General features: G+C 66.5%; 9 protein-coding genes, 1 tRNA gene and 2 rRNA genes. 1 reads left to right on the top strand and 11 read right to left on the bottom strand.

Annotated features, from left to right (window positions below):
* Positions 1-4 precede the first annotated feature (4 nt).
* The 7 genes from PBV52_RS35710 to PBV52_RS35680 all read right to left on the bottom strand — a co-directional run bounded on the left by PBV52_RS35710 (position 5) and on the right by PBV52_RS35680 (position 13,315).
* A complete protein-coding gene (locus tag PBV52_RS35710) occupies positions 5-550 on the bottom strand; it encodes a CinA family protein (RefSeq protein ID WP_274244082.1) in 546 nt (181 codons plus the stop codon).
* Entirely contained in the window at positions 547-1,329 is a 783-nt protein-coding gene (pgsA, locus tag PBV52_RS35705) for a CDP-diacylglycerol--glycerol-3-phosphate 3-phosphatidyltransferase (RefSeq protein WP_274244080.1), read from the bottom strand. The genes PBV52_RS35710 and pgsA overlap by 4 nt, the downstream gene beginning before the upstream one ends.
* The gene (gene rimO / locus PBV52_RS35700; protein ID WP_274244078.1) at positions 1,326-2,807 is read right to left on the bottom strand and encodes a 30S ribosomal protein S12 methylthiotransferase RimO; all 1,482 of its coding nucleotides are present in this window, start codon (positions 2,805-2,807) and stop codon (positions 1,326-1,328) included. The genes pgsA and rimO overlap by 4 nt, the downstream gene beginning before the upstream one ends.
* Before the next feature lie 93 nt (positions 2,808-2,900).
* Positions 2,901-3,731, bottom strand: a complete 831-nt coding sequence (locus PBV52_RS35695) for a RodZ domain-containing protein (protein ID WP_274244077.1) — start codon at positions 3,729-3,731, stop codon at positions 2,901-2,903.
* Between the two features lie 281 nt (positions 3,732-4,012).
* Positions 4,013-6,754 carry a DNA translocase FtsK gene (locus PBV52_RS35690; RefSeq protein WP_274244076.1) on the bottom strand — a complete coding sequence of 914 codons (2,742 nt, stop codon included), beginning with the start codon at positions 6,752-6,754 and terminating at the stop codon, positions 4,013-4,015.
* Between the two features lie 161 nt (positions 6,755-6,915).
* Positions 6,916-7,596, bottom strand: coding sequence for a two-component system response regulator (locus PBV52_RS35685; RefSeq protein ID WP_274244075.1), 681 nt, complete (start codon positions 7,594-7,596; stop codon positions 6,916-6,918).
* Positions 7,597-7,840: 244 nt separating this feature from the next.
* On the bottom strand, positions 7,841-13,315 hold the full coding sequence (locus tag PBV52_RS35680) for a HAMP domain-containing protein (protein ID WP_274244072.1): 5,475 nt from the start codon (positions 13,313-13,315) through the stop codon (positions 7,841-7,843).
* Between the two features lie 377 nt (positions 13,316-13,692).
* On the opposite strand from PBV52_RS35680, the gene PBV52_RS35675 reads away from it, so the two are divergent.
* The gene (locus PBV52_RS35675; protein WP_274244070.1) at positions 13,693-16,443 is read left to right on the top strand and encodes a SpoIIE family protein phosphatase; all 2,751 of its coding nucleotides are present in this window, start codon (positions 13,693-13,695) and stop codon (positions 16,441-16,443) included.
* A 61-nt stretch (positions 16,444-16,504) separates the two neighbouring features.
* Here the strand turns inward: PBV52_RS35675 and PBV52_RS35670 are convergent.
* The 4 genes from PBV52_RS35670 to PBV52_RS35655 all read right to left on the bottom strand — a co-directional run bounded on the left by PBV52_RS35670 (position 16,505) and on the right by PBV52_RS35655 (position 20,756).
* Positions 16,505-16,577, bottom strand: a tRNA-Thr gene (locus tag PBV52_RS35670).
* A gap of 77 nt (positions 16,578-16,654) precedes the next feature.
* Complete coding sequence (locus PBV52_RS35665; protein ID WP_274244068.1) at positions 16,655-17,317, bottom strand: DegT/DnrJ/EryC1/StrS family aminotransferase; 663 nt, start codon at positions 17,315-17,317, stop codon at positions 16,655-16,657.
* Between the two features lie 114 nt (positions 17,318-17,431).
* Positions 17,432-17,548 (bottom strand): 5S ribosomal RNA (gene rrf, locus PBV52_RS35660).
* Between the two features lie 88 nt (positions 17,549-17,636).
* A 23S ribosomal RNA gene (locus PBV52_RS35655) occupies positions 17,637-20,756 on the bottom strand.
* Between the last annotated feature and the right edge of the window lie 231 nt (positions 20,757-20,987).

Genomic DNA, 20,987 nt, shown 5'->3' with positions numbered 1-20,987 from the left:
AACATCAAAACCCCCCGTTCTGTTCCGTATCCTGTGTCCGCTCATTCCCAGTGTGTTCGCTCGCAAGCTCCGTCAGGAGCAGCGCGAGTACGCTCCGTACACTCTCCATACGAATTTCCGCGCGGTCGCCGTTCAACCGCAGGGCCTCCACTTTTCCGCCACCGGCAGAACCGGAACCAGGGCCGACGGGGCCGTCCACGGCCACGAAAACCGTCCCTACGGGCTGTCCGTCCTGCGTCTCGGGCCCCGCGACGCCGGTCGTCGCGATGCCCCAGTCGGCTCCCAGGGCCCTTCGTACGCCGGCCGCCATCTGTACCGCAACCTGCGGATTCACCGCCCCCTGCTGCTCCAGCAAGGTGGCGTCGACGTCGAGCAGCCGGTGCTTCAGCTCGGTGGCGTAGGCGGTCACCGAGCCCCGGAAGGCCTGGGAGGCGCCAGAGACGGCTGTAATCTCCGCCGCAACCAGTCCGCCCGTCAGTGACTCGGCGACAGCGAGCGTCTCACCCTTCACTGTGAGTAGTCGCACGACGTCGGCGGCCCGGGAACTCACGCTTCCGTCTCCTCCAACGCGGCTTCGCGCTCGGCGATTCCCTGCCTGCGCAGCACAATGGCTTGTCTCACATAGTCGAGTCCGGTCACCACGGTCAGGACGACCGCCGCAGCCATCACCCAGAACCTCAGAGTGGCCAGCCACCCCGTCAGCGCCAGGATGTACATCCCGACGGCCACGCCCTGCGTGAGGGTCTTGAGCTTGCCGCCGCGGCTCGCGGGGATGACGCCGTACCGGATGACGATGAAACGCAGCAGCGTGATTCCGAGTTCCCGGCCGAGGATGATGCCCGTCACCCACCACGGCAGATCACCCAGTGCGGACAGACAGATCAGCGCCGCGCCCATGATCGCTTTGTCGGCGATGGGATCGGCGATCTTCCCGAAGTCGGTGACGAGGTTGTACGTCCGGGCCAGATGGCCGTCGAACAGGTCGGTGATCATGGCGACGGCGAAGGCCGCCCAGGCGAGCGAGCGCCACGCCGGGTCGTATCCGCCGTCGGCCAGCATCAGGGCGACGAACGCGGGCACGAGGACCAGCCGGAGCATGGTCAGGAGGTTGGCGATGTTCCAGACGCTGGCCTGGTTGACGGCCGCGGCCGCGATCTTCCCACCGCGCGCGGGCTTCGCACCGCCCGGGACACCGGCTTCGGCGCCGCCGGTCTTCGAACCGGAGGCCTTGTTCGAGCCAGCGGCCTTGGACGAACCCACCGCGCTCGCCTTGCCCGCCGCGCCCGCCTGCGAGGAACCACCCGCGGCGGACGCCGGAACTCCGGTCATCTGCCCGCCTCCTCACTACACGCGAGCATGCCCTGCAGCGGCTCGGCCACCAGGTCGACACCTTCCGTGCCGACCACCTTCGCCTCGACCATACGACCGACGCTCAGCCCTTCGCCGCTCGTGAGCAGCACCTGGCCGTCCGTCTCCGGCGCCTGGTGCGCGCCACGGCCGTACGCGCCCTCCGCCGAGTCCTCGGAGCCGACCGACTCGACGAGCACGTGCACGGTCTCCCCGAGGCGCTCCTCGGCCCGCTGCGAGACGAGTTCCTCGGCGAGCCGGGAGACACGCGCCAGCCGTTCGGCGACGACGTCCTCGTCGAGCTTGTTGTCGTACGTCGCGGCTTCCGTGCCGTCCTCGTCGGAGTACCCGAAGACACCGATGGCATCCAGCCGCGCGCCGTTCAGGAACCGCTCCAGCTCGGCCAGGTCGGCCTCGGTCTCGCCGGGGAATCCCACGATGAAGTTGGAGCGCACGCCGGCCTGGGGAGCCTTGCCGCGGATGGTGTCGAGCAGCTCCAGGAAGCGGTCGGTGTCGCCGAAGCGGCGCATCGCGCGCAGCACGCCGGGCGCGGAGTGCTGGAAGGACAGGTCGAAGTACGGGGCGATCTTCGGCGTCGAGGTCAGCACGTCGATGAGGCCGGGCCGCATCTCGGCCGGCTGGAGGTAGCTGACGCGGACACGCTCGATGCCGTCGACCTCTGCCAGCTCCGGCAGGAGGGACTCCAGCAGGCGGATGTCGCCCAGGTCCTTGCCGTAGGACGTGTTGTTCTCGGAGACCAGCATGATCTCCTTGACGCCCTGCTCGGCGAGCCACCGCGTCTCGTTCAGCACGTCGCTGGGGCGGCGCGAGATGAAGGAGCCGCGGAAGGACGGGATGGCGCAGAAGGAGCACCGCCGGTCGCAGCCGGAGGCGAGCTTCACCGAGGCGACCGGGGCACCGTCGAGACGGCGGCGCAGCGGCGCACGGGGGCCGGAGGCCGGAGCGAGCCCCTCCGGAAGATCCACGGGCGCATGCCCGGGAAGCGCGACCGCGGCCGCGGACTCCTGCCGCTCGGCCGGACTGATCGGCAGCAGTTTGCGCCGGTCGCGCGGGGTGTGGGAGGCGTGGATGCCGCCGTTCAGGATGGTCTGCAGGCGGTCCGAGATGTTCGCGTAATCGTCGAAGCCGAGCACGCCGTCGGCCTCGGGGAGGGCCTTGGCGAGTTCCTTGCCGTACCGCTCGGCCATGCAGCCCACCGCCACGACGGCCTGGGTTCTCCCATGCCCCTTGAGGTCGTTGGCCTCCAGGAGGGCGTCGACGGAGTCCTTCTTGGCGGCGTCGACGAAGCCGCACGTGTTGACGACGGCGACATCCGCGTCCCCGGCGTCCTCCACAAGGTCCCAGCCGTCCGCCTCCAAGCGGCCTGCGAGCTCCTCCGAGTCCACCTCGTTACGGGCGCAGCCAAGAGTGACCAGTGCGACGGTACGGCGTTCAGACATGGGCTCAAGACTACTTTGTCTCACTGACAGCCCACGTCGACGGGGTTGGCCGATCTTGGCCAACCCCGTCCGTGCTCAACCCTTCAGCCCGACTTATCCGGCCTGCGGGTCGCCCTTCGTGTACGTGAGGCGCTCCACGGCGCCCGGCTGCCAGTCGTCCTCGATCTTCTTGCCGTTGACGTACAGGTCGATCGCACCCGCGTCACCGAGGACGAGGTTGATCTTCTCGCCGTCCTGGAAGGTCTTGGAGTCGCCCTGCTTGAGGAGTCCGTCGAAGAGCAGCTTGCCGTTGTGGTCCTTGACACCGACCCAGCTCCTGCCGTCGGCGGCGCTGACCTGGACGGTCACCTTGTCCTGCGGGACGGCGGCGATGGCGCTGTCCGACGGCTTCGGGTCCTTGGGCTTGTCGGTCTTCGGGGTGGGCGTGGTCTTGTCGGCCGTCGGCGTCGAGCCGCCCTCGGCGACCGACGACTTGCCGCCCCCGTCCTCGCCCTTGACCGCGGTGAACCCGACGAACCCGACCACGGCGACGATCGCGGCGACCATGGCCGCGGTCCAGTTGGGCCCGCGCCGCTCGGGCCGGATGCGCTCCGCCTCGAACAGGGGGGCAGCCGGGGTCGGCGCCGGTCGTCCGCCGTGCGAGGCGTCGTACTGGGCGAGAAGCGGGGCCGGATCGAGGTGGACGGCTTTGGCCAGGGTCCGGATGTGGCCTCGGGCGTACACGTCGCCACCGCAGGCAGCAAAGTTTTCCGCCTCGATGGCATGCACGATGGCGATGCGGACCCGGGTGGCGTTACTGACGTCGTCGACGGTCAGCCCTGCGTCGATGCGCGCCTGCTGGAGGGCACGGCCGATCGAGGGGCGGGCTTCCTCGGACACGTCTTCGAACGGACGCTCGTCTTCAGGGGAGTTGCCGATGGACACGGGGGCGCCTTTCGAGCGTTTAAGCCACCTGTGCTGGAGGTTCAGTCTATGGGGGGTACGAAAGGGTGGGGCAACCGGGCGGTGGGACTTTGTACGCCATCGGAATGGCCGGACACGCCGATGACGGAGTACGAGATTGTCGCGCTTCCCTCAACTTGACGTACGCCGAAGGGGAACGGTTGCTCAATGATCCCTTACGGGTGAGTCACAATCGAACATCGACTCATCACCCACCTGTTCACAAGGCGACCGCTGCGTCCCGTTTCCGCCCCGGACTCCCTTTAAGCCTCCCCGCGGATCACGGCCAGCACGCCGTCCAGCTCATCAGGTTTCACAAGAACGTCACGAGCCTTGGAACCCTCGCTCGGCCCCACGATGCCCCGCGACTCCATGAGGTCCATCAGCCGCCCGGCCTTGGCGAACCCGACACGCAGCTTGCGCTGCAGCATGGACGTCGACCCGAACTGCGTGGAGACCACCAGTTCGGCCGCCTGACACAGCAGATCGAGGTCGTCGCCGATCTCCTCGTCGATCTCCTTCTTCTGCTTGGTGCCCACGGTGACGTCGTCCCGGAAGACGGGCGCCATCTGGTCCTTGCAGTGCTGGACGACGGCCGCGACCTCCTCCTCGGTCACGAAGGCACCCTGCATACGGGTCGGCTTGTTCGCCCCCATCGGCAGGAACAGCCCGTCGCCCTTGCCGATCAGCTTCTCGGCACCGGGCTGGTCGAGGATGACGCGCGAGTCCGCGAGCGACGACGTGGCAAAGGCGAGCCGTGAGGGGACGTTCGCCTTGATGAGACCGGTGACGACGTCGACCGACGGCCGCTGCGTGGCGAGCACCAGGTGGATGCCGGCCGCGCGCGCGAGCTGCGTGATGCGCACGATCGCGTCCTCGACGTCGCGGGGGGCGACCATCATCAGGTCGGCGAGCTCGTCGACGATCACCAGCAGGTAGGGGTACGGCTGGAGCTCGCGCTCACTGCCTTCCGGCGCCTTCACCTTGCCGTTGCGCACGGCCTCGTTGAAGTCGTCGATGTGCCGGTAGCCGTACGCCGCGAGGTCGTCGTACCGCAGGTCCATCTCCCGTACGACCCACTGGAGCGCCTCGGCGGCCCGCTTCGGGTTGGTGATGATCGGCGTGATCAGGTGCGGGATGCCCTCGTACGCGGTGAGCTCGACGCGCTTGGGGTCGACCAGCACCATGCGGACGTCCTCCGGGGTCGCCCGCATCATGACCGAAGTGATCAAGCAGTTAATGCACGACGACTTACCGGAACCGGTCGCACCGGCAACGAGCATGTGCGGCATCTTCGCCAGCGAGTGCATGACGTAGCCGCCCTCGACGTCCTTACCGAAGGCGACCAGCATCGGGTGGTCGTCCTCCGCGGCGGCCGCGAGGCGCAGCACGTCGCCCAGGTTGACCATCTCGCGGTCGGTGTTGGGGATCTCGATGCCGACCGCGGACTTGCCGGGGATCGGGCTGATGATCCGCACGTCCGGGCTGGCGACCGCGTACGCGATGTTCTTCGTCAGCGCGGTGATCCGCTCGACCTTCACGGCGGGGCCGAGCTCGACCTCGTAGCGCGTGACCGTCGGCCCGCGCGTGAAGCCGGTGACGCGGGCGTCGACCTTGAACTCGGAGAAGACGGTGGTCAGCGACTCGACGATCGCGTCGTTGGCGGCGCTGCGCGACTTGCCGGGACCGCCGCGCTCAAGGAGGTCGAGCGACGGGAGCGAGTACGTGATGTCGCCGGACAGCTGGAGCTGTTCGGCACGCGGCGGCAGGTCCCGCATCTTGTCGGGCGCTGATTTGGTGAGATCCGGAACCTCGGACTTGGTGAGATCCGGAACCTCGGTCTTGGGGAGCTTCTCCTGCTTGGGCCGCGCGGCAGGGACGGGCGTCGGCACCGGGGTGGTCTCCGCGCGGTCGCCCACGCTCACGCCCTGAGTGAGGTCGGCGACGATCGGCGAGGGCGGCATCCCGTGCAGGACGGCGCCGTCGAGCGCGGCAGCGGCGGCCGCCGCGACGTCCACAGCGTCCATGGGACGGTCCATCTCGGGCTGTGGCACCGCGGAGCGCCTCGGGCGGCCGCGACGCCGCGAGAGGGCCTCCTGCTCGGCGCTGTCGGGGTCGTACGCCTCGGGGGCCGGAGTGCGCCTACGGCCGCGCGACGCGGGCAGGGCCTCGCGCCACTGGTCGTCGTAGCGCTGCTCGTCCTCGGTGTAGTCGTCGTCCTCGTCGGGGTCGGGCAGGATGCCGAGCTTCACACCCAACTGCCGCAGCCGCTGCGGGATGGCGTTGACCGGGGTGGCCGTGACGACCAGCAGCCCGAAGATCGTGAGCAGCGCGAGCAGCGGTACGGCGAGGACCTCGCCCATGGTGTGCGTCAGCGGGGTCGCCGCGCCCCAGCCGATGAGCCCGCCGGCGTCCCTTATGGCCTGCATGCCGTCGCTGCGGGCGGGCGAGCCGACGGCGATGTGGACCTGGCCGAGCACGCCGACGACGAGTGCGGACAGGCCGATGACGATTCGGCCGTTGGCCTCGGGCTTCTCGGGGTGCCGGATGAACCGTACGGCGATGACCGCGAGCAGTATCGGCACGAGCAGGTCGAGCCGGCCGAACGCGCCGGTCACGATGATCTCGACGAGATCGCCGACGGGACCACGCAGATTGGACCAGGTGCCGGCCGCGACGATCAGCCCGAGCCCGAGGAGCAAGAGCGCGATGCCGTCCTTGCGATGGGCGGGGTCGAGGTTCTTCGCACCCTGCCCTATGCCCCGGAACACCGCGCCGACCGCGTGCGCGAGCCCGAGCCAGACGGCGCGCACGAGCCGGTAGATGCCCCCGGTCGGATTCGGCGCCGGCTTGGGTGCGGGCGCGGCTTTCTTCGCCGCGGCCTTCTTGGCCGGCGCCTTCTTCGCGGGGGCTTTCTTGGCAGCGGCCTTCTTCGCCGGAGCCTTCGCGGAAGCGGCCGCCTTCTTCGCGGGCGGCTTCTTGGCTGCGGAGGGACGTGAGGCCATGGGTGTGAGGTTACCGGTGGAGGAAGCAGCGGACACGTGTGCCCACTGCTTCACCCGTTCGTGTCGCGCTTGTGGAGGCGGTGAACTGACGCCGATTCACGGGCCGGTCACGCCCAGGACGGCTCGGCGTCGCTCGCCGGCCAACGCGCGCCACCGCGATGTCAGTTCTGCGAGGGCACCGAGGAGGTGCTCCCCGTGCCCGGCTCCAGCGCGTCCAGTGCCCGCCGCAATCCCGTGAGTTTGCGTTCGAGATGAGCTGCCGTGGCCACCGCCGCCGCGTCCGCCGACTCGTCGTCAAGCTGCTTGGACAGCGCCTCGGCCTGCTCCTCGACCGCGGCGAGCCGCGCCGACAGCTCGGCGAGCAGGCCCGCCGGCTCTTTCGCGTCCCCGTCCGTGGCCTTGCCGCCGCCCTCCAACTGGAGCCGCAGCAGCGCCGCCTGCTCGCGCAGCTGGCAGTTCTTCATGTACAGCTCGACGAACACGGAGACCTTCGCCCGCAGCACCCACGGGTCGAACGGCTTGGAGATGTAGTCCACCGCCCCCGCCGCGTAGCCACGGAACGTGTGATGCGGGCCGTGGTTGATCGCGGTGAGGAAGATGATCGGGATGTCGCGGGTCCGTTCCCGCCGCTTGATGTGCGCCGCGGTTTCGAAACCGTCCATTCCCGGCATCTGGACGTCCAGCAGAATGACCGCGAAGTCGTCCGTCAGCAGTGCTTTGAGCGCTTCCTCCCCGGACGATGCCCGTACCAGCGTCTGATCGAGCGCAGAGAGGATCGCCTCCAGCGCCAGCAGATTCTCCGGCCGGTCATCGACCAGGAGGATCTTGGCCTTCTGCACCATGGCCCGCCCTCCTCGCCCCGGCAGTGCACCGGGCTCCGCCCCAGGGGACGACTCCCTTACGCCGCCCGCCCTCGTGCCGGTCATGGTAGCCGCACCCCGCCTGTCGCCACACCCTGTCACCGCGATGTCACTGTGCACGTAGCAGAAACGTAGCGGGAGACCAGAAGGTTCCCCCAATCCCGCACTTCTACACGGCTTCGAGCACACTGAGTCAGCAACTCCGTGTGAACACTGTTGGTTCCTGTCACTGCTCCCTCATCCACTGATCCATCACCGCCAGCAGATGATCGGGATCGACCGGCTTCGTGACGTAATCGGAAGCGCCCGACTCGATCGCCTTCTCCCGGTCGCCCTTCATCGCCTTGGCGGTCAGCGCGATGATCGGGAGCCCGGCGAACTGCGGCATCCTGCGGATCGCCGTGGTCGTCGCGTATCCGTCCATCTCGGGCATCATGATGTCCATCAGGACGACTGCCACGTCGTCGTGCTGCTCCAGGACCTCGATGCCCTCTCGGCCGTTCTCGGCGTACAGCACGGACAGGCCGTGCTGCTCCAGGACGCTGGTCAGTGCGAAGACGTTGCGGATGTCGTCGTCGACGATGAGCACCTTCTCACCACCGAACCGGATGCCCCGGTGCGCCTGCGGCGCCGCCTCCCGCTCCGCCGCCGGCCACTGCTCCTGCTGCGCCGGCCGCTGTTCGAGCTCGCTCGCGGCCCTGCGGCGGCGCCTGAAGAGCGCGGCGGCGCCGTTCTGCGTCTCCCGGTACGACCTCACCTCGGCCGGCGTCTCGATCTCCACGTCGGACAGCTCCGCCAGCTCGGCCGCCGATGCCACCAGGGCGCCGGCGTCGAGGGCCGGCAGCTGCTGCTGGTAGCCGTGCGGGGGCAGTTCGCTCGGGTGCAGCGGCAAATACAGCGTGAATGTCGAGCCGCGTCCCGGCTCGCTCTGCGCATGGATCTCCCCGCCGAGCAGCTGCGCGATCTCCCGCGAGATGGACAGCCCCAGCCCCGTACCGCCGTACTTACGGCTGGTCGTGCCGTCCGCCTGCTTGAACGCCTCGAAGATCACCCGCATCTTGCTGGCCGCGATCCCGATACCGGTGTCGGTCACGGAGAACGCGATCAGCGGCGCGTCCGCCTCGGTCAGCGAACCGGCCTCCAGCAGCTGCTCCCGGATCTTCATCGGCACGTCCGCGCTGGCCGGCCGGATGACCAGCTCGACCGATCCGGAGTCGGTGAACTTCACCGCGTTGGACAACAGGTTGCGCAGCACCTGCAGGAGCCGCTGCTCGTCGGTGTGCAGCGTGGCGGGCAGCTCCGGCGAGACCCGTACGGACAGGTCCAGGCCCTTCTCCGCGGTCAGCGGCCGGAAGGTGGCCTCCACGTAGTCGACGAGCTGGACGAGCGCGATACGCGTCGGGGAGACGTCCATCTTGCCCGCCTCGACCTTCGACAGGTCGAGAATGTCGTTGATCAGCTGGAGCAGGTCGGAACCGGCGCCGTGGATGGTCTCGGCGAACTCGACCTGCTTGGGCGAGAGGTTGCCCTCGGCGTTGTCGGCGAGCAGCTTGGCGAGGATCAGCAGCGAGTTCAGCGGCGTACGCAGCTCGTGCGACATGTTGGCGAGGAACTCGCTCTTGTAGCGCATGGAGACCGCGAGCTGCTCGGCACGCTCCTCCAGGACCTGCCGCGCCTCCTCGATCTCGGTGTTCTTCACCTCGATGTCGCGGTTCTGCTGAGCCAGCAGCTCGGCCTTCTCCTCCAGCTCGGCGTTGGACGCCTGGAGGGCCTTCTGCCGGTTCTCCAACTCGGCGGACCGCTCACGGAGTTGCTCGGTCAGCTCCTGCGACTGCTTCAGCAGCACCTCGGTCTTGGTGTTGACGGAGATGGTGTTGACGCTGGTCGCGATCATCTCGGCGATCTGGTTGAGGAAGTCCTTCTGGATCTGCGTGAACGGCGTGAAGGACGCCAGCTCGATCACGCCGAGCACCTTGCCCTCGAACAGCACCGGAAGGACGATCACCTGCGCGGGCGGCGCCTCGCCGAGCCCGGAGGAGATCTTCAGATAGCCGCTCGGCGCGTTCTCCACGAGGATCGTGCGCTTCTCCTCGGCGGCCGTCCCGATGAGCGCCTCACCCGGCCGGAAGGACGTCGGCATGGAACCCATCGAGTAGCCGTACGACCCGAGCATCCGCAGCTCGTAGTGGTCGTCGTTCTCGGCAGCCAGGTCCTTGCCGTCGAGGAGCGGCATGGCGACGAAGAACGCGCCGTGCTGCGCTGTCACCACCGGCGTCAGCTCGCTCATGATCAGCGAGGCCACGTCCTCCAGGTCACGGCGGCCCTGCATCAGGGCGGAGATCCGGGCGAGGTTGCCCTTGAGCCAGTCCTGTTCCTTGTTGGCGATCGTGGTGTCGCGCAGGTTGGCGATCATCTTGTTGATGTAGTCCTGGAGTTCCTGGATCTCGCCGGAGGCGTCGACGTCGATCTTCAGGTTCAGGTCACCGCGGGTCACCGCGGTCGCCACGCGCGCGATGGCACGCACCTGCCGAGTAAGGTTTCCTGCCATTTCGTTCACGGACTCGGTGAGGTCGCGCCAGGTCCCGTCGACGTCACGCACGCGTGCCTGGCCGCCGAGCTGCCCCTCGGTTCCCACCTCGCGGGCGACTCGGGTGACCTCCTCCGCGAAGGACGACAGCTGGTCGACCATCGTGTTGATCGTCGTCTTGAGTTCGAGGATCTCGCCACGAGCGTCAATGTCGATCTTCTTGGAGAGGTCGCCCTTGGCGATGGCGGTCGTGACCAGGGCGATGTTGCGCACCTGACCGGTCAGGTTGGACGCCATCTGGTTCACGGACTCGGTGAGGTCCTTCCAGGTGCCCGCCACGCCCGGCACATGCGCCTGACCACCGAGGATGCCGTCCGTGCCCACCTCGCGGGCCACCTTGGTGACCTGGTCGGCGAACGAACTGAGCGTCTTGACCATGGTGTTGAAGGTGTCGGCGAGCTGAGCGACCTCGCCGCGCGCCTCGATCGTCACCGTCCGCGTCAGGTCACCGTTGGCGACCGCCGCCGCGACCTGGGAGATGTTCCGCACCTGCATGGTCAGGTTCTTGGCCATCAGGTTGACGTTGCCGCTCAGGTCCTTCCAGATGCCCGTGACACCGGGAACGTGCGCCTGGCCGCCCAGGATGCCCTCGGTGCCCACCTCACGGGCCACCCGGGTCACCTGCTCGGCGAAGCTGGACAGCTGGTCGACCATGGTGTTGACGGTCGTGACGAGCTCGAGGATCTCGCCCTTCGCGTCAACGGTGATCTTCTTCGACAGGTCACCCTTGGCGACCGCGGTCGTGACTTCGGCGATCTGACGCACCTGGATGGTCAGGTTGTTCGCCATGAAGTTCACGGACTGGGTGAGGTCCTTCCAGGTGCCGGAGACGCCCTGCACCTCGGCCTGACCACCGAGCTGGCCCTCCGTACCCACCTCGCGGGCGACCCTGGTGACCTCCTCCGCGAACGACGACAGCTGGTCGACCATCGTGTTCAGCGTGTTCTTGAGCTCCAGGATCTCGCCGCGCGCGTCCACGGTGATCTTCTGCGACAGGTCACCCCGGGCGACCGCCGTGGCGACCTGCGCGATGTTCCGCACCTGGGCCGTTAGGTTTCCTGCCATTCCGTTCACGGAGTCGGTCAGGTCCCGCCACACACCCGCGACGCCGGGCACCTGCGCCTGACCACCCAGGCGGCCCTCGGTGCCCACCTCACGGGCGACCCGGGTCACCTGGTCGGCGAAGCCGGAGAGCTGGTCGACCATCGTGTTGATGGTGTTCTTCAGCTCCAGGATCTCGCCGCGCGCATCGACGTCGATCTTCTGCGACAGGTCACCGCGGGCCACCGCAGTGGTGACCTGCGCGATGTTCCGCACCTGGGCGGTGAGGTTCCCTGCCATTCCGTTGACGGAGTCGGTGAGCTCCTTCCACGTGCCGGCCACACCCGGTACGACCGCCTGACCGCCCAGCCGGCCCTCGGTACCCACGTCCCGGGCCATCCGCGTCACCTGGTCGGCGAACGACGACAGCTGATCCACCATCGTGTTCACGGTGTTCTTCAGCTGGAGCATCTCGCCGGAGACGTCCACGGTGACCTTCTGCGACAGGTCGCCGTTGGCCACCGCCGTCGTGACCTGGGCGATGTTCCTCACCTGTCCGGTGAGGTTCCGGAACGCGGTGTTGACGGAGTCCGTCAGGTCCTTCCACGTCCCCGCCGCACCCGGCACCTGCGCCTGCCCGCCCAGCTCACCCTCGACACCGACCTCACGCGCGACACGCGTGACCTCGGAACCGAAGGATGAGAGCTGATCGACCATGCCGTTGACGGTGTTCTTCAGCTCGAGCATCTCGCCGGCCACGTTGACCGTGACCTTCTGAGAGAGATCACCGTTGGCCACGGCCGTTGTGACCGCGGCGATGTCCCTCACCTGAATGGTGAGATTCCGGAACACCGTGTTGACGGAGTCCGTCAGGTCCTTCCAGGTACCGGCCGCACCCGGCACATTCGCCTGACCGCCCAGCTGTCCGGCCGCACCGACCTCGTTGGCCACGCGTGTGACCTCGTCCGCGAAGATCCGCAGCGTCTCGGTCATCTGGTTGATCGTGTCCGCGAGCTGCGCGACCTCGCCGCGCGCCGACACGGTCACCTTCTGCGACAGGTCACCGTTGGCGACCGCGGTGGTCACCTGGGCGATCCCTCGCACCTGCGCGGTCAGGTTGCCGGCCATGAGGTTCACCGAATCGGTGAGGTCCTTCCACACACCGGCCACACCCGGCACCTGCGCCTGCCCGCCCAGCTCGCCCTCGGTGCCCACCTCGCGCGCGACTCGCGTCACCTCGGACGAGAACGACGACAGCTGGTCCACCATCGTGTTGACGGTGTTCTTGAGCTCCAGCATCTCGCCGGCCACATGAACAGTGACCTTCCGGGACAGATCGCCCTTGGCGACCGCCGTGGTCACCAGCGCGATGTCCCTCACCTGGGCAGTCAGCCGGTACGCCATCGTGTTGACGGAGTCCGTGAGGTCCTTCCACGAACCCGACATGCCACGCACGCGTGCCTGCCCGCCGAGCTTGCCCTCGGTGCCCACCTCGCTGGCCACGCGCGTGACCTCGTCGGTGAACGTCGACAGCTGATCGACAAGGTTGTTTACAGTCCGCCCGACCTTGAGGAACTCACCCCGCAGCGGATGCCCGGTCCCGTCCGGCGCCTGCGTCCGCAGCTCCATACGCGGCGACAGATCACCCTCGGCCACCGCGGACAGCACCCGGCCGACCTCGGAGACGGGCCGTACGAGGTCGTCGACCAGGGCGTTGGAGTTGTCGACGGCGGCCGCCCAGGAACCCTCACAGGCGCCCGTCTCCAGCCGCTCCGTGAGCTTGCCCTCACGGCCCACCATGCGCCGCACCCGCGCCAACTCACCCGTCAAGTGGAGATTGCGGTCGGCCACCTCATTGAAAACCGCGGCAATCTCGGACATCACGCCGTCCCCGGACACCGTGAGCCGCTTCCGGAAGTTCCCGTCGCGCATCGACACCAAGGCCGCCATCAGCCGGTTCAGGGCAGCGGTGTCCACCGCAGTGGTCCCGTTGCGCGGCTTGCGCTCGTTCTTCAGGGACTGTCCGCCTTTCGCGCGCGTCTTAGTGCCCCGCGTCGCTGCGCCAGACTCCACTGTGTCCCTCCCGCAGGGGTCGACCGTTACTGCTGTGCTCGGGTTCTACTACTCGGCGTACCCGTTACTGCTGGGCATTCCTGCCGGATATACCAGGCCACACCACGTGCTGCTGCCCGCAGAACGCGAATGACACTCAGCCTGCCCGGACCTTCACAAGAAGCTTGCCCAGTGTTTCACCCTGGCTGAACCCGGCCATAACAGTTCGGCAGCTTCGCACATCGTCCGCACACCCTCCGGACGGAAACACTGCAGACCGGCATCCGCATGGCCGTCGAAGGTAAGTAACCTTGCATGCGGCTGTCCAGCCGCGCCGGTCCGTCCGGCCTGGGCGGTGGCAGGAGGAGCACGAGCGGGCATCGGAGGGGCAGCCGGACATGACCACCGGACTGATCCCGGGGGGACCATCCCCGGACCGGCCGACGGGCGCGCACATGCCGCACCAGCGGCGCGACCCGCTCGGCCACGGAGCCCTGCACGTCGACAACCGGACGAGGAGTTCTGTGATCACCGCGCGCGCGGCAGCCAGCTTCGATCCCGTCGGGCGATCAGTTGCGAGCGCCCGCTCCTTCGTCCGCGACACGCTCCAGGGCTGGGGCTTCGCCGACATCGTCGACGACGCGGTCGTCCTCACCAGCGAGCTGGTGACGAACGCCGTCGTACACGCGGGAACGTCCGCGGACGTTCTGTGCCTGCGCAGTGACGACGGCGTACGGATCGAGGTGGCCGACCGGTATCCGGAGCGGGAGATCCCTCTCCAGGGCTCGCCTGTCAACATGGGCAGCCCCGACCGCGAGGGCGGCCGCGGCCTCCAGCTGTGCGCGGCCCTGGCCGCCTGCTGGGGCGTCGAGTACACGCCCACCCACAAGCAGGTCTGGTTCCAACTCGACCTCCCCGAACGCCCGGTGGGCACCCGCGCGGCCGGCCCGGCGCTCCCTTCCGACCTCCTCCCGCTCGCCGACGGCCGCGTCCGCGTCGCGGTGGTCCAGATCGACCGTACGGGCGCCATCTCGTCCTGGAACGAGGACGCGGAGGATCTCTTCGGCTATGCGGCCGAGCAGGTCATCGGCAAGCCCCTGACCGACCTCGCGGCCTGGCCGCACACGCCGGGCACCAGTACCGGTATCGCCGAGGCGCTCCAACTCTCCCGCTGGGAGGGCAGCTACGGCATAAGGGGCGCCAACGGCCGCGTCACACCGGTGTACGCCTCCCACCTCCGCGTCCGCGACACGGGCGGCGAACCCTCCACGGTCTGCCTCCTGGTCCGGGACCACGAACGCGCCGTCCTGCAGACCCCGTTGCGCGTACCGGCCTCCGACACGTCCACCACCTCCGAGGGCCAGAGCACCGACCCCTTCGAGGTGTTCATCGGCTCCCCCGCCCCGGACGACCTCGACGGCCTCCTCCAGCGCACGGTGGAACGCGCCCGCGACATGCTCGACGGCGACTCCGCGTTCCTGCTTCTCGCGACCGACGACGAAACGGAGCTGGAGGTCCGCGCCTCGACCGGCCTGCCCTCCGCCCGCCAGCGCTTCGCGCGCGTGCCCGTCGAAGCGGGCCCAGGCCGCTACGGGTCGGCCCGTATGCCGGCGGTCCACGAGGACCTCACCATGGTCCCCGGCGCCGTACCACTGCTGAACGGCACCGGCATGCGCTCGGTCGTCACGGTGCCCCTGAAGGTCGAAGGCCGCCTCACCGGCTCGCTCGGCGTCGCCGCCGAGGCGCCGGCCAGATACTCCAACGAAGAGGCGCTGCGCCTGCAGTTCGCCGCCGACCGCATCGCGTTGGCGGTGGAGTCGGCCCGCCTGGGCGAACTGGAACGCCTGCGCCGAGGCTCACTCAGCTTCCTCGTCGAGGCCTCCGACCTGCTCGCCGGCACCCTGGACCGCGACCAGACCCTGGCCCTGATGGCCCAGATGACGGTCCCGACCCTGGCCACCTGGTGCGCTGTCTACACGATCGCCGACCAGGCCTCGGAGCCGTACCTGTCGTACGTCCTGCACGAGGACGAGGAACTCATCGACGGCATTAAGTCGTTGCTGTCGAAGATCGCCCCACCGGACCCGGTCCCCACCCCCGGCGCCCGCGTCTGGTCGGCTCCCGCCGAGTCGGCCCACCAGGCGGCCCTGCGCACCTCCATGCGCAGTCTGGGCCTGGGCGAGCCGATCGGCCGCATCAGCGCAGGCATCGGCCCCACCCTGGCCACGGCATCCGCGGTGGGCGGCGAGACGGTCGTACTGCCGTTGGTGGCCCGCAACCGAGTCATCGGCATGTTGACGCTGGGCAAGCCGACCGACGAGCACTTCCGCCAGGAAATCCTGGAATTGGCCGAGGACTTGAGCCGCCGAGCCGCCCTGGCCCTGGACAACGCCCGCCTCTACTCCGAGCGCACGGCCATCAGCCAGTCCCTCCAGCGCAGCCTCCTGCCGCCCGAGCTCCCCGAAATCGACGGCGTCGAGGTCGAGGTCATCTACCGCGCGGCCGGCGAGGGCAACGAGGTCGGCGGCGACTTCTACGACCTCTTCCCGATCAGCGACGGCGCCTACGGCTTCGCCATCGGCGACGTCTGCGGTACGGGCCCGAACGCCGCCGCGGTCACGGGCCTGGCCCGGCACGCGCTACGCCTCCTCGCACGCGAGGGCCTCAGCGGCCCGGCGGTCCTGGAGCGCCTGAACTCCGCGATCCTCGACGAGGGCGCCCGCAGCCGCTTCCTGACGCTCCTCTACGGCGAGTTGAGGCCGCAGGAGGACGGAAGCGCGGAGCTGAAGGTGGTCTGCGCCGGCCACCCGCTCCCGCTCCGCCTGCGCCAGGACGGCACGGTCGAGCCGGCCGCCGAGCCGCAGCCGCTTCTCGGCGTCATGGAGGACCTGGAGCTCTACGAGCAGACGGTCACCCTCGACCCGGGCGACGTGCTCCTGTGCGTCACGGACGGCGTCACCGAACGCCGCGAAGGCAGCCGCATGCTGGGCGACGACGGCCTCACCGACGTTCTCACCACCTGCACCGGCCTGACGGCGGGCGCGGTGGCAGCCCGCATCATGCGCGCGGTCGAACGCTTCGCCTCGGACGCCCCGTCCGACGACATGGCGATCCTGGCAATGCGCGTGCCGGGCATCCACAAGGACTGAGCGAAGACACTCGGAGGGCATGAGAAAGGCCCCGCCCGAATGGGCGGGGCCTTCTGTTCGGAGCCCCCAAACGGAATCGAACCGTTGACCTTCTCCTTACCATGGAGACGCTCTGCCGACTGAGCTATAGGGGCCTGTCACCTTTTGCGAAGTTTCCCTCGCGGCAACGGAATAGATCATACCCCGAACACACCCGTGCTCCCAAACTCGCTCAGAAGGCGGGTTGGAGCAGTCCTCCGAGCGCATTGCAGGCCGACACGATCCGCTGCATGTCCCGCTTCGTCAGAGAGGCGTCGACAGGCAGAGCCAACGTTTCATCAGCGGCCCGCTCAGTCTCCGGCAGAGACACACACCGCCGGTACTCAGGAAGTCGATGTACGGGCGTCTTCACCGGCACCCGGCACTCAACTCCCCGGGCCCGCACGGCCCGAGCGAAAGCGTCCCGGTCCGGCCGCCCGTTGCCCGGCACCCGCACGACGTACTGCTGGTAGGTGTGCCCGTCACCGCCGTCAGGCGTCTGAACACCCTTCAACTTCGCATCCAGATAGGAGGCCCGCTGCCTGCGCTGAGCAATCTCGTCGTACGGAGCCTCGGACTCACCCTGCTCCAACACCAACAGCCCATGCCGCTGCCCGAGCTCGTGCAACCGCGCGATATCGGCCGAACGACCAAATCGATGTACGGCGATGACAGCCGCCGTCCGCGGGGTGACGACCGCCTCGACAGCCACAGCTTCCAGGCAGTACGTCACCGGGTCTATGTCGGCGAAGACCGGCAGTGCGCCGGCCAGAACCACAGCTTCGGCTACTTCGATGTTCCCGAAGGCCGGTACGACAACCTCGTCACCGACGCCTACGCCGGCCGCCCTGAGCATTGCAGCAGTACCCATACGGGGGATGTTCGTTGCGGAACGTGAACTTCAGGTGACGCACAACAAAAAAGGGTTGGACCCGGAACCGAAGTTCCAGGTCCAACCCTATTAAAAGGAGTTCGGCGGCGTCCTACTCTCCCACAGGGTCCCCCCTGCAGTACCATCGGCGCTGTAAGGCTTAGCTTCCGGGTTCGGAATGTAACCGGGCGTTTCCCTCACGCTATAACCACCGAAACACTATGAAACTATCCAGCCGCACCACGCTCTGTGAAACGTGGGGCTGTTCGTGGTTTCAGAACCAACACAGTGGACGCGAGCAACTGAGGACAAGCCCTCGGCCTATTAGTACCGGTCACCTCCACACGTTACCGTGCTTCCAGATCCGGCCTATCAACCCAGTCGTCTACTGGGAGCCTTACCCCATCAAGTGGGTGGGAGTCCTCATCTCGAAGCAGGCTTCCCGCTTAGATGCTTTCAGCGGTTATCCCTCCCGAACGTAGCCAACCAGCCATGCCCTTGGCAGAACAACTGGCACACCAGAGGTTCGTCCGTCCCGGTCCTCTCGTACTAGGGACAGCCCTTCTCAAGACTCCTACGCGCACAGCGGATAGGGACCGAACTGTCTCACGACGTTCTAAACCCAGCTCGCGTACCGCTTTAATGGGCGAACAGCCCAACCCTTGGGACCGACTCCAGCCCCAGGATGCGACGAGCCGACATCGAGGTGCCAAACCATCCCGTCGATATGGACTCTTGGGGAAGATCAGCCTGTTATCCCCGGGGTACCTTTTATCCGTTGAGCGACGGCGCTTCCACAAGCCACCGCCGGATCACTAGTCCCGACTTTCGTCCCTGCTCGACCCGTCGGTCTCACAGTCAAGCTCCCTTGTGCACTTACACTCAACACCTGATTGCCAACCAGGCTGAGGGAACCTTTGGGCGCCTCCGTTACTCTTTAGGAGGCAACCGCCCCAGTTAAACTACCCATCAGACACTGTCCCTGATCCGGATCACGGACCCAGGTTAGACATCCAGCACGACCAGAGTGGTATTTCAACGACGACTCCACGAACACTGGCGTGCCCGCTTCAAAGTCTCCCACCTATCCTACACAAGCCGAACCGAACACCAATATCAAACTGTAGTAAAGGTCCCGGGGTCTTTCCGTCCTGCTGCGCGAAACGAGCATCTTTACTCGTAGTGCAATTTCACCGGGCCTATGGTTGAGACAGTCGAGAAGTCGTTACGCCATTCGTGCAGGTCGGAACTTACCCGACAAGGAATTTCGCTACCTTAGGATGGTTATAGTTACCACCGCCGTTTACTGGCGCTTAAGTTCTCAGCTTCGCACGCCCGAAAGCGCACTAACCGGTCCCCTTAACGTTCCAGCACCGGGCAGGCGTCAGTCCGTATACATCGCCTTACGGCTTCGCACGGACCTGTGTTTTTAGTAAACAGTCGCTTCTCGCTGGTCTCTGCGGCCACCCCCAGCTCGAGGAGCAAGTCCTCTCACCAAGCGTGGCCCCCCTTCTCCCGAAGTTACGGGGGCATTTTGCCGAGTTCCTTAACCATAGTTCACCCGAACGCCTCGGTATTCTCTACCTGACCACCTGAGTCGGTTTAGGGTACGGGCCGCCATGAAACTCGCTAGAGGCTTTTCTCGACAGCATAGGATCATCCACTTCACCACAATCGGCTCGGCATCAGGTCTCAGCCTTGATGAGCAGCGGATTTACCTACCACTCGGCCTACACCCTTACCCCGGGACAACCACCGCCCGGGATGGACTACCTTCCTGCGTCACCCCATCACTCACCTACTACAGGTCTGGTTCGTCGGCTCCACCACTCCCCTTTGCCCGAAGGCTCCGGGGCGGCTTCACGGACTTAGCATCGCCCGGTTCGATGTTTGACGCTTCACAGCGGGTACCGGAATATCAACCGGTTATCCATCGACTACGCCTGTCGGCCTCGCCTTAGGTCCCGACTTACCCTGGGCAGATCAGCTTGACCCAGGAACCCTTAGTCAATCGGCGCACACGTTTCTCACGTGTGAATCGCTACTCATGCCTGCATTCTCACTCGTGAACCGTCCACAACTACCTTCCGGTGCTGCTTCACCCGGCACACGACGCTCCCCTACCCATCACGATCCCCGTTGGGGGTACATATCGCAATGACACGACTTCGGCGGTACGCTTGAGCCCCGCTACATTGTCGGCGCGGAATCACTAGACCAGTGAGCTATTACGCACTCTTTCAAGGGTGGCTGCTTCTAAGCCAACCTCCTGGTTGTCTCTGCGACTCCACATCCTTTCCCACTTAGCGTACGCTTAGGGGCCTTAGTCGATGCTCTGGGCTGTTTCCCTCTCGACCATGGAGCTTATCCCCCACAGTCTCACTGCCGCGCTCTCACTTACCGGCATTCGGAGTTTGGCTAAGGTCAGTAACCCGGTAGGGCCCATCGCCTATCCAGTGCTCTACCTCCGGCAAGAAACACACGACGCTGCACCTAAATGCATTTCGGGGAGAACCAGCTATCACGGAGTTTGATTGGCCTTTCACCCCTAACCACAGGTCATCCCCCAGGTTTTCAACCCTGGTGGGTTCGGTCCTCCACGAAGTCTTACCTCCGCTTCAACCTGCCCATGGCTAGATCACTCCGCTTCGGGTCTTGAGCGCGCTACTATACCGCCCTATTCGGACTCGCTTTCGCTACGGCTTCCCCACACGGGTTAACCTCGCAACACACCGCAAACTCGCAGGCTCATTCTTCAAAAGGCACGCAGTCACGAGAATGTGCAAGCACATTCCGACGCTCCCACGGCTTGTAGGCACACGGTTTCAGGTACTATTTCACTCCCCTCCCGGGGTACTTTTCACCATTCCCTCACGGTACTATCCGCTATCGGTCACCAGGGAATATTTAGGCTTAGCGGGTGGTCCCGCCAGATTCACACGGGATTTCTCGGGCCCCGTGCTACTTGGGTGTCTCTCAAACGAGCCGCTGACGTTTCGACTACGGGGGTCTTACCCTCTACGCCGGACCTTTCGCATGTCCTTCGCCTACATCAACGGTTTCTGACTCGTCTCACGGCCGGCAGACCGTGAAAGAGAGATCCCACAACCCCGCATACGCAACCCCTGCCGGGTCTCACACGTATACGGTTTAGCCTCATCCAGTTTCGCTCGCCACTACTCCCGGAATCACGGTTGTTTTCTCTTCCTGCGGGTACTGAGATGTTTCACTTCCCCGCGTTCCCTCCACATACCCTATGTGTTCAGGTATGGGTGACAGCCCATGACGACTGCCGGGTTTCCCCATTCGGAAACCCCCGGATCAAAGCCTGGTTGACGACTCCCCGGGGACTATCGTGGCCTCCCACGTCCTTCATCGGTTCCTGGTGCCAAGGCATCCACCGTGCGCCCTTAAAAACTTGGCCACAGATGCTCGCGTCCACTGTGCAGTTCTCAAACAACGACCAACCACCCATCACCCTGCCCCTTGAGGCAAGTTCACTGGGGTCGGCATCACGAGGGGGTTCATTCCCTCAGATACCCAACAGCGTGCCCGACACCCTCGCCACTCGTGATCAGCGTTCCACACTCCGAAGAGCAGTACTAACAGCCCGAGATGACTGACGGTGCCGAATAATCAACGTTCCACCCATGAG

It is taken from the genome of Streptomyces sp. T12 (genome assembly GCF_028736035.1).
In the GTDB taxonomy this organism is placed as follows: Bacteria; Actinomycetota; Actinomycetes; order Streptomycetales; family Streptomycetaceae; genus Streptomyces.
The sequence above is the reverse complement of the archived record's forward strand: the minus strand, read 5'-3'. Positions and strand labels throughout refer to the sequence as shown.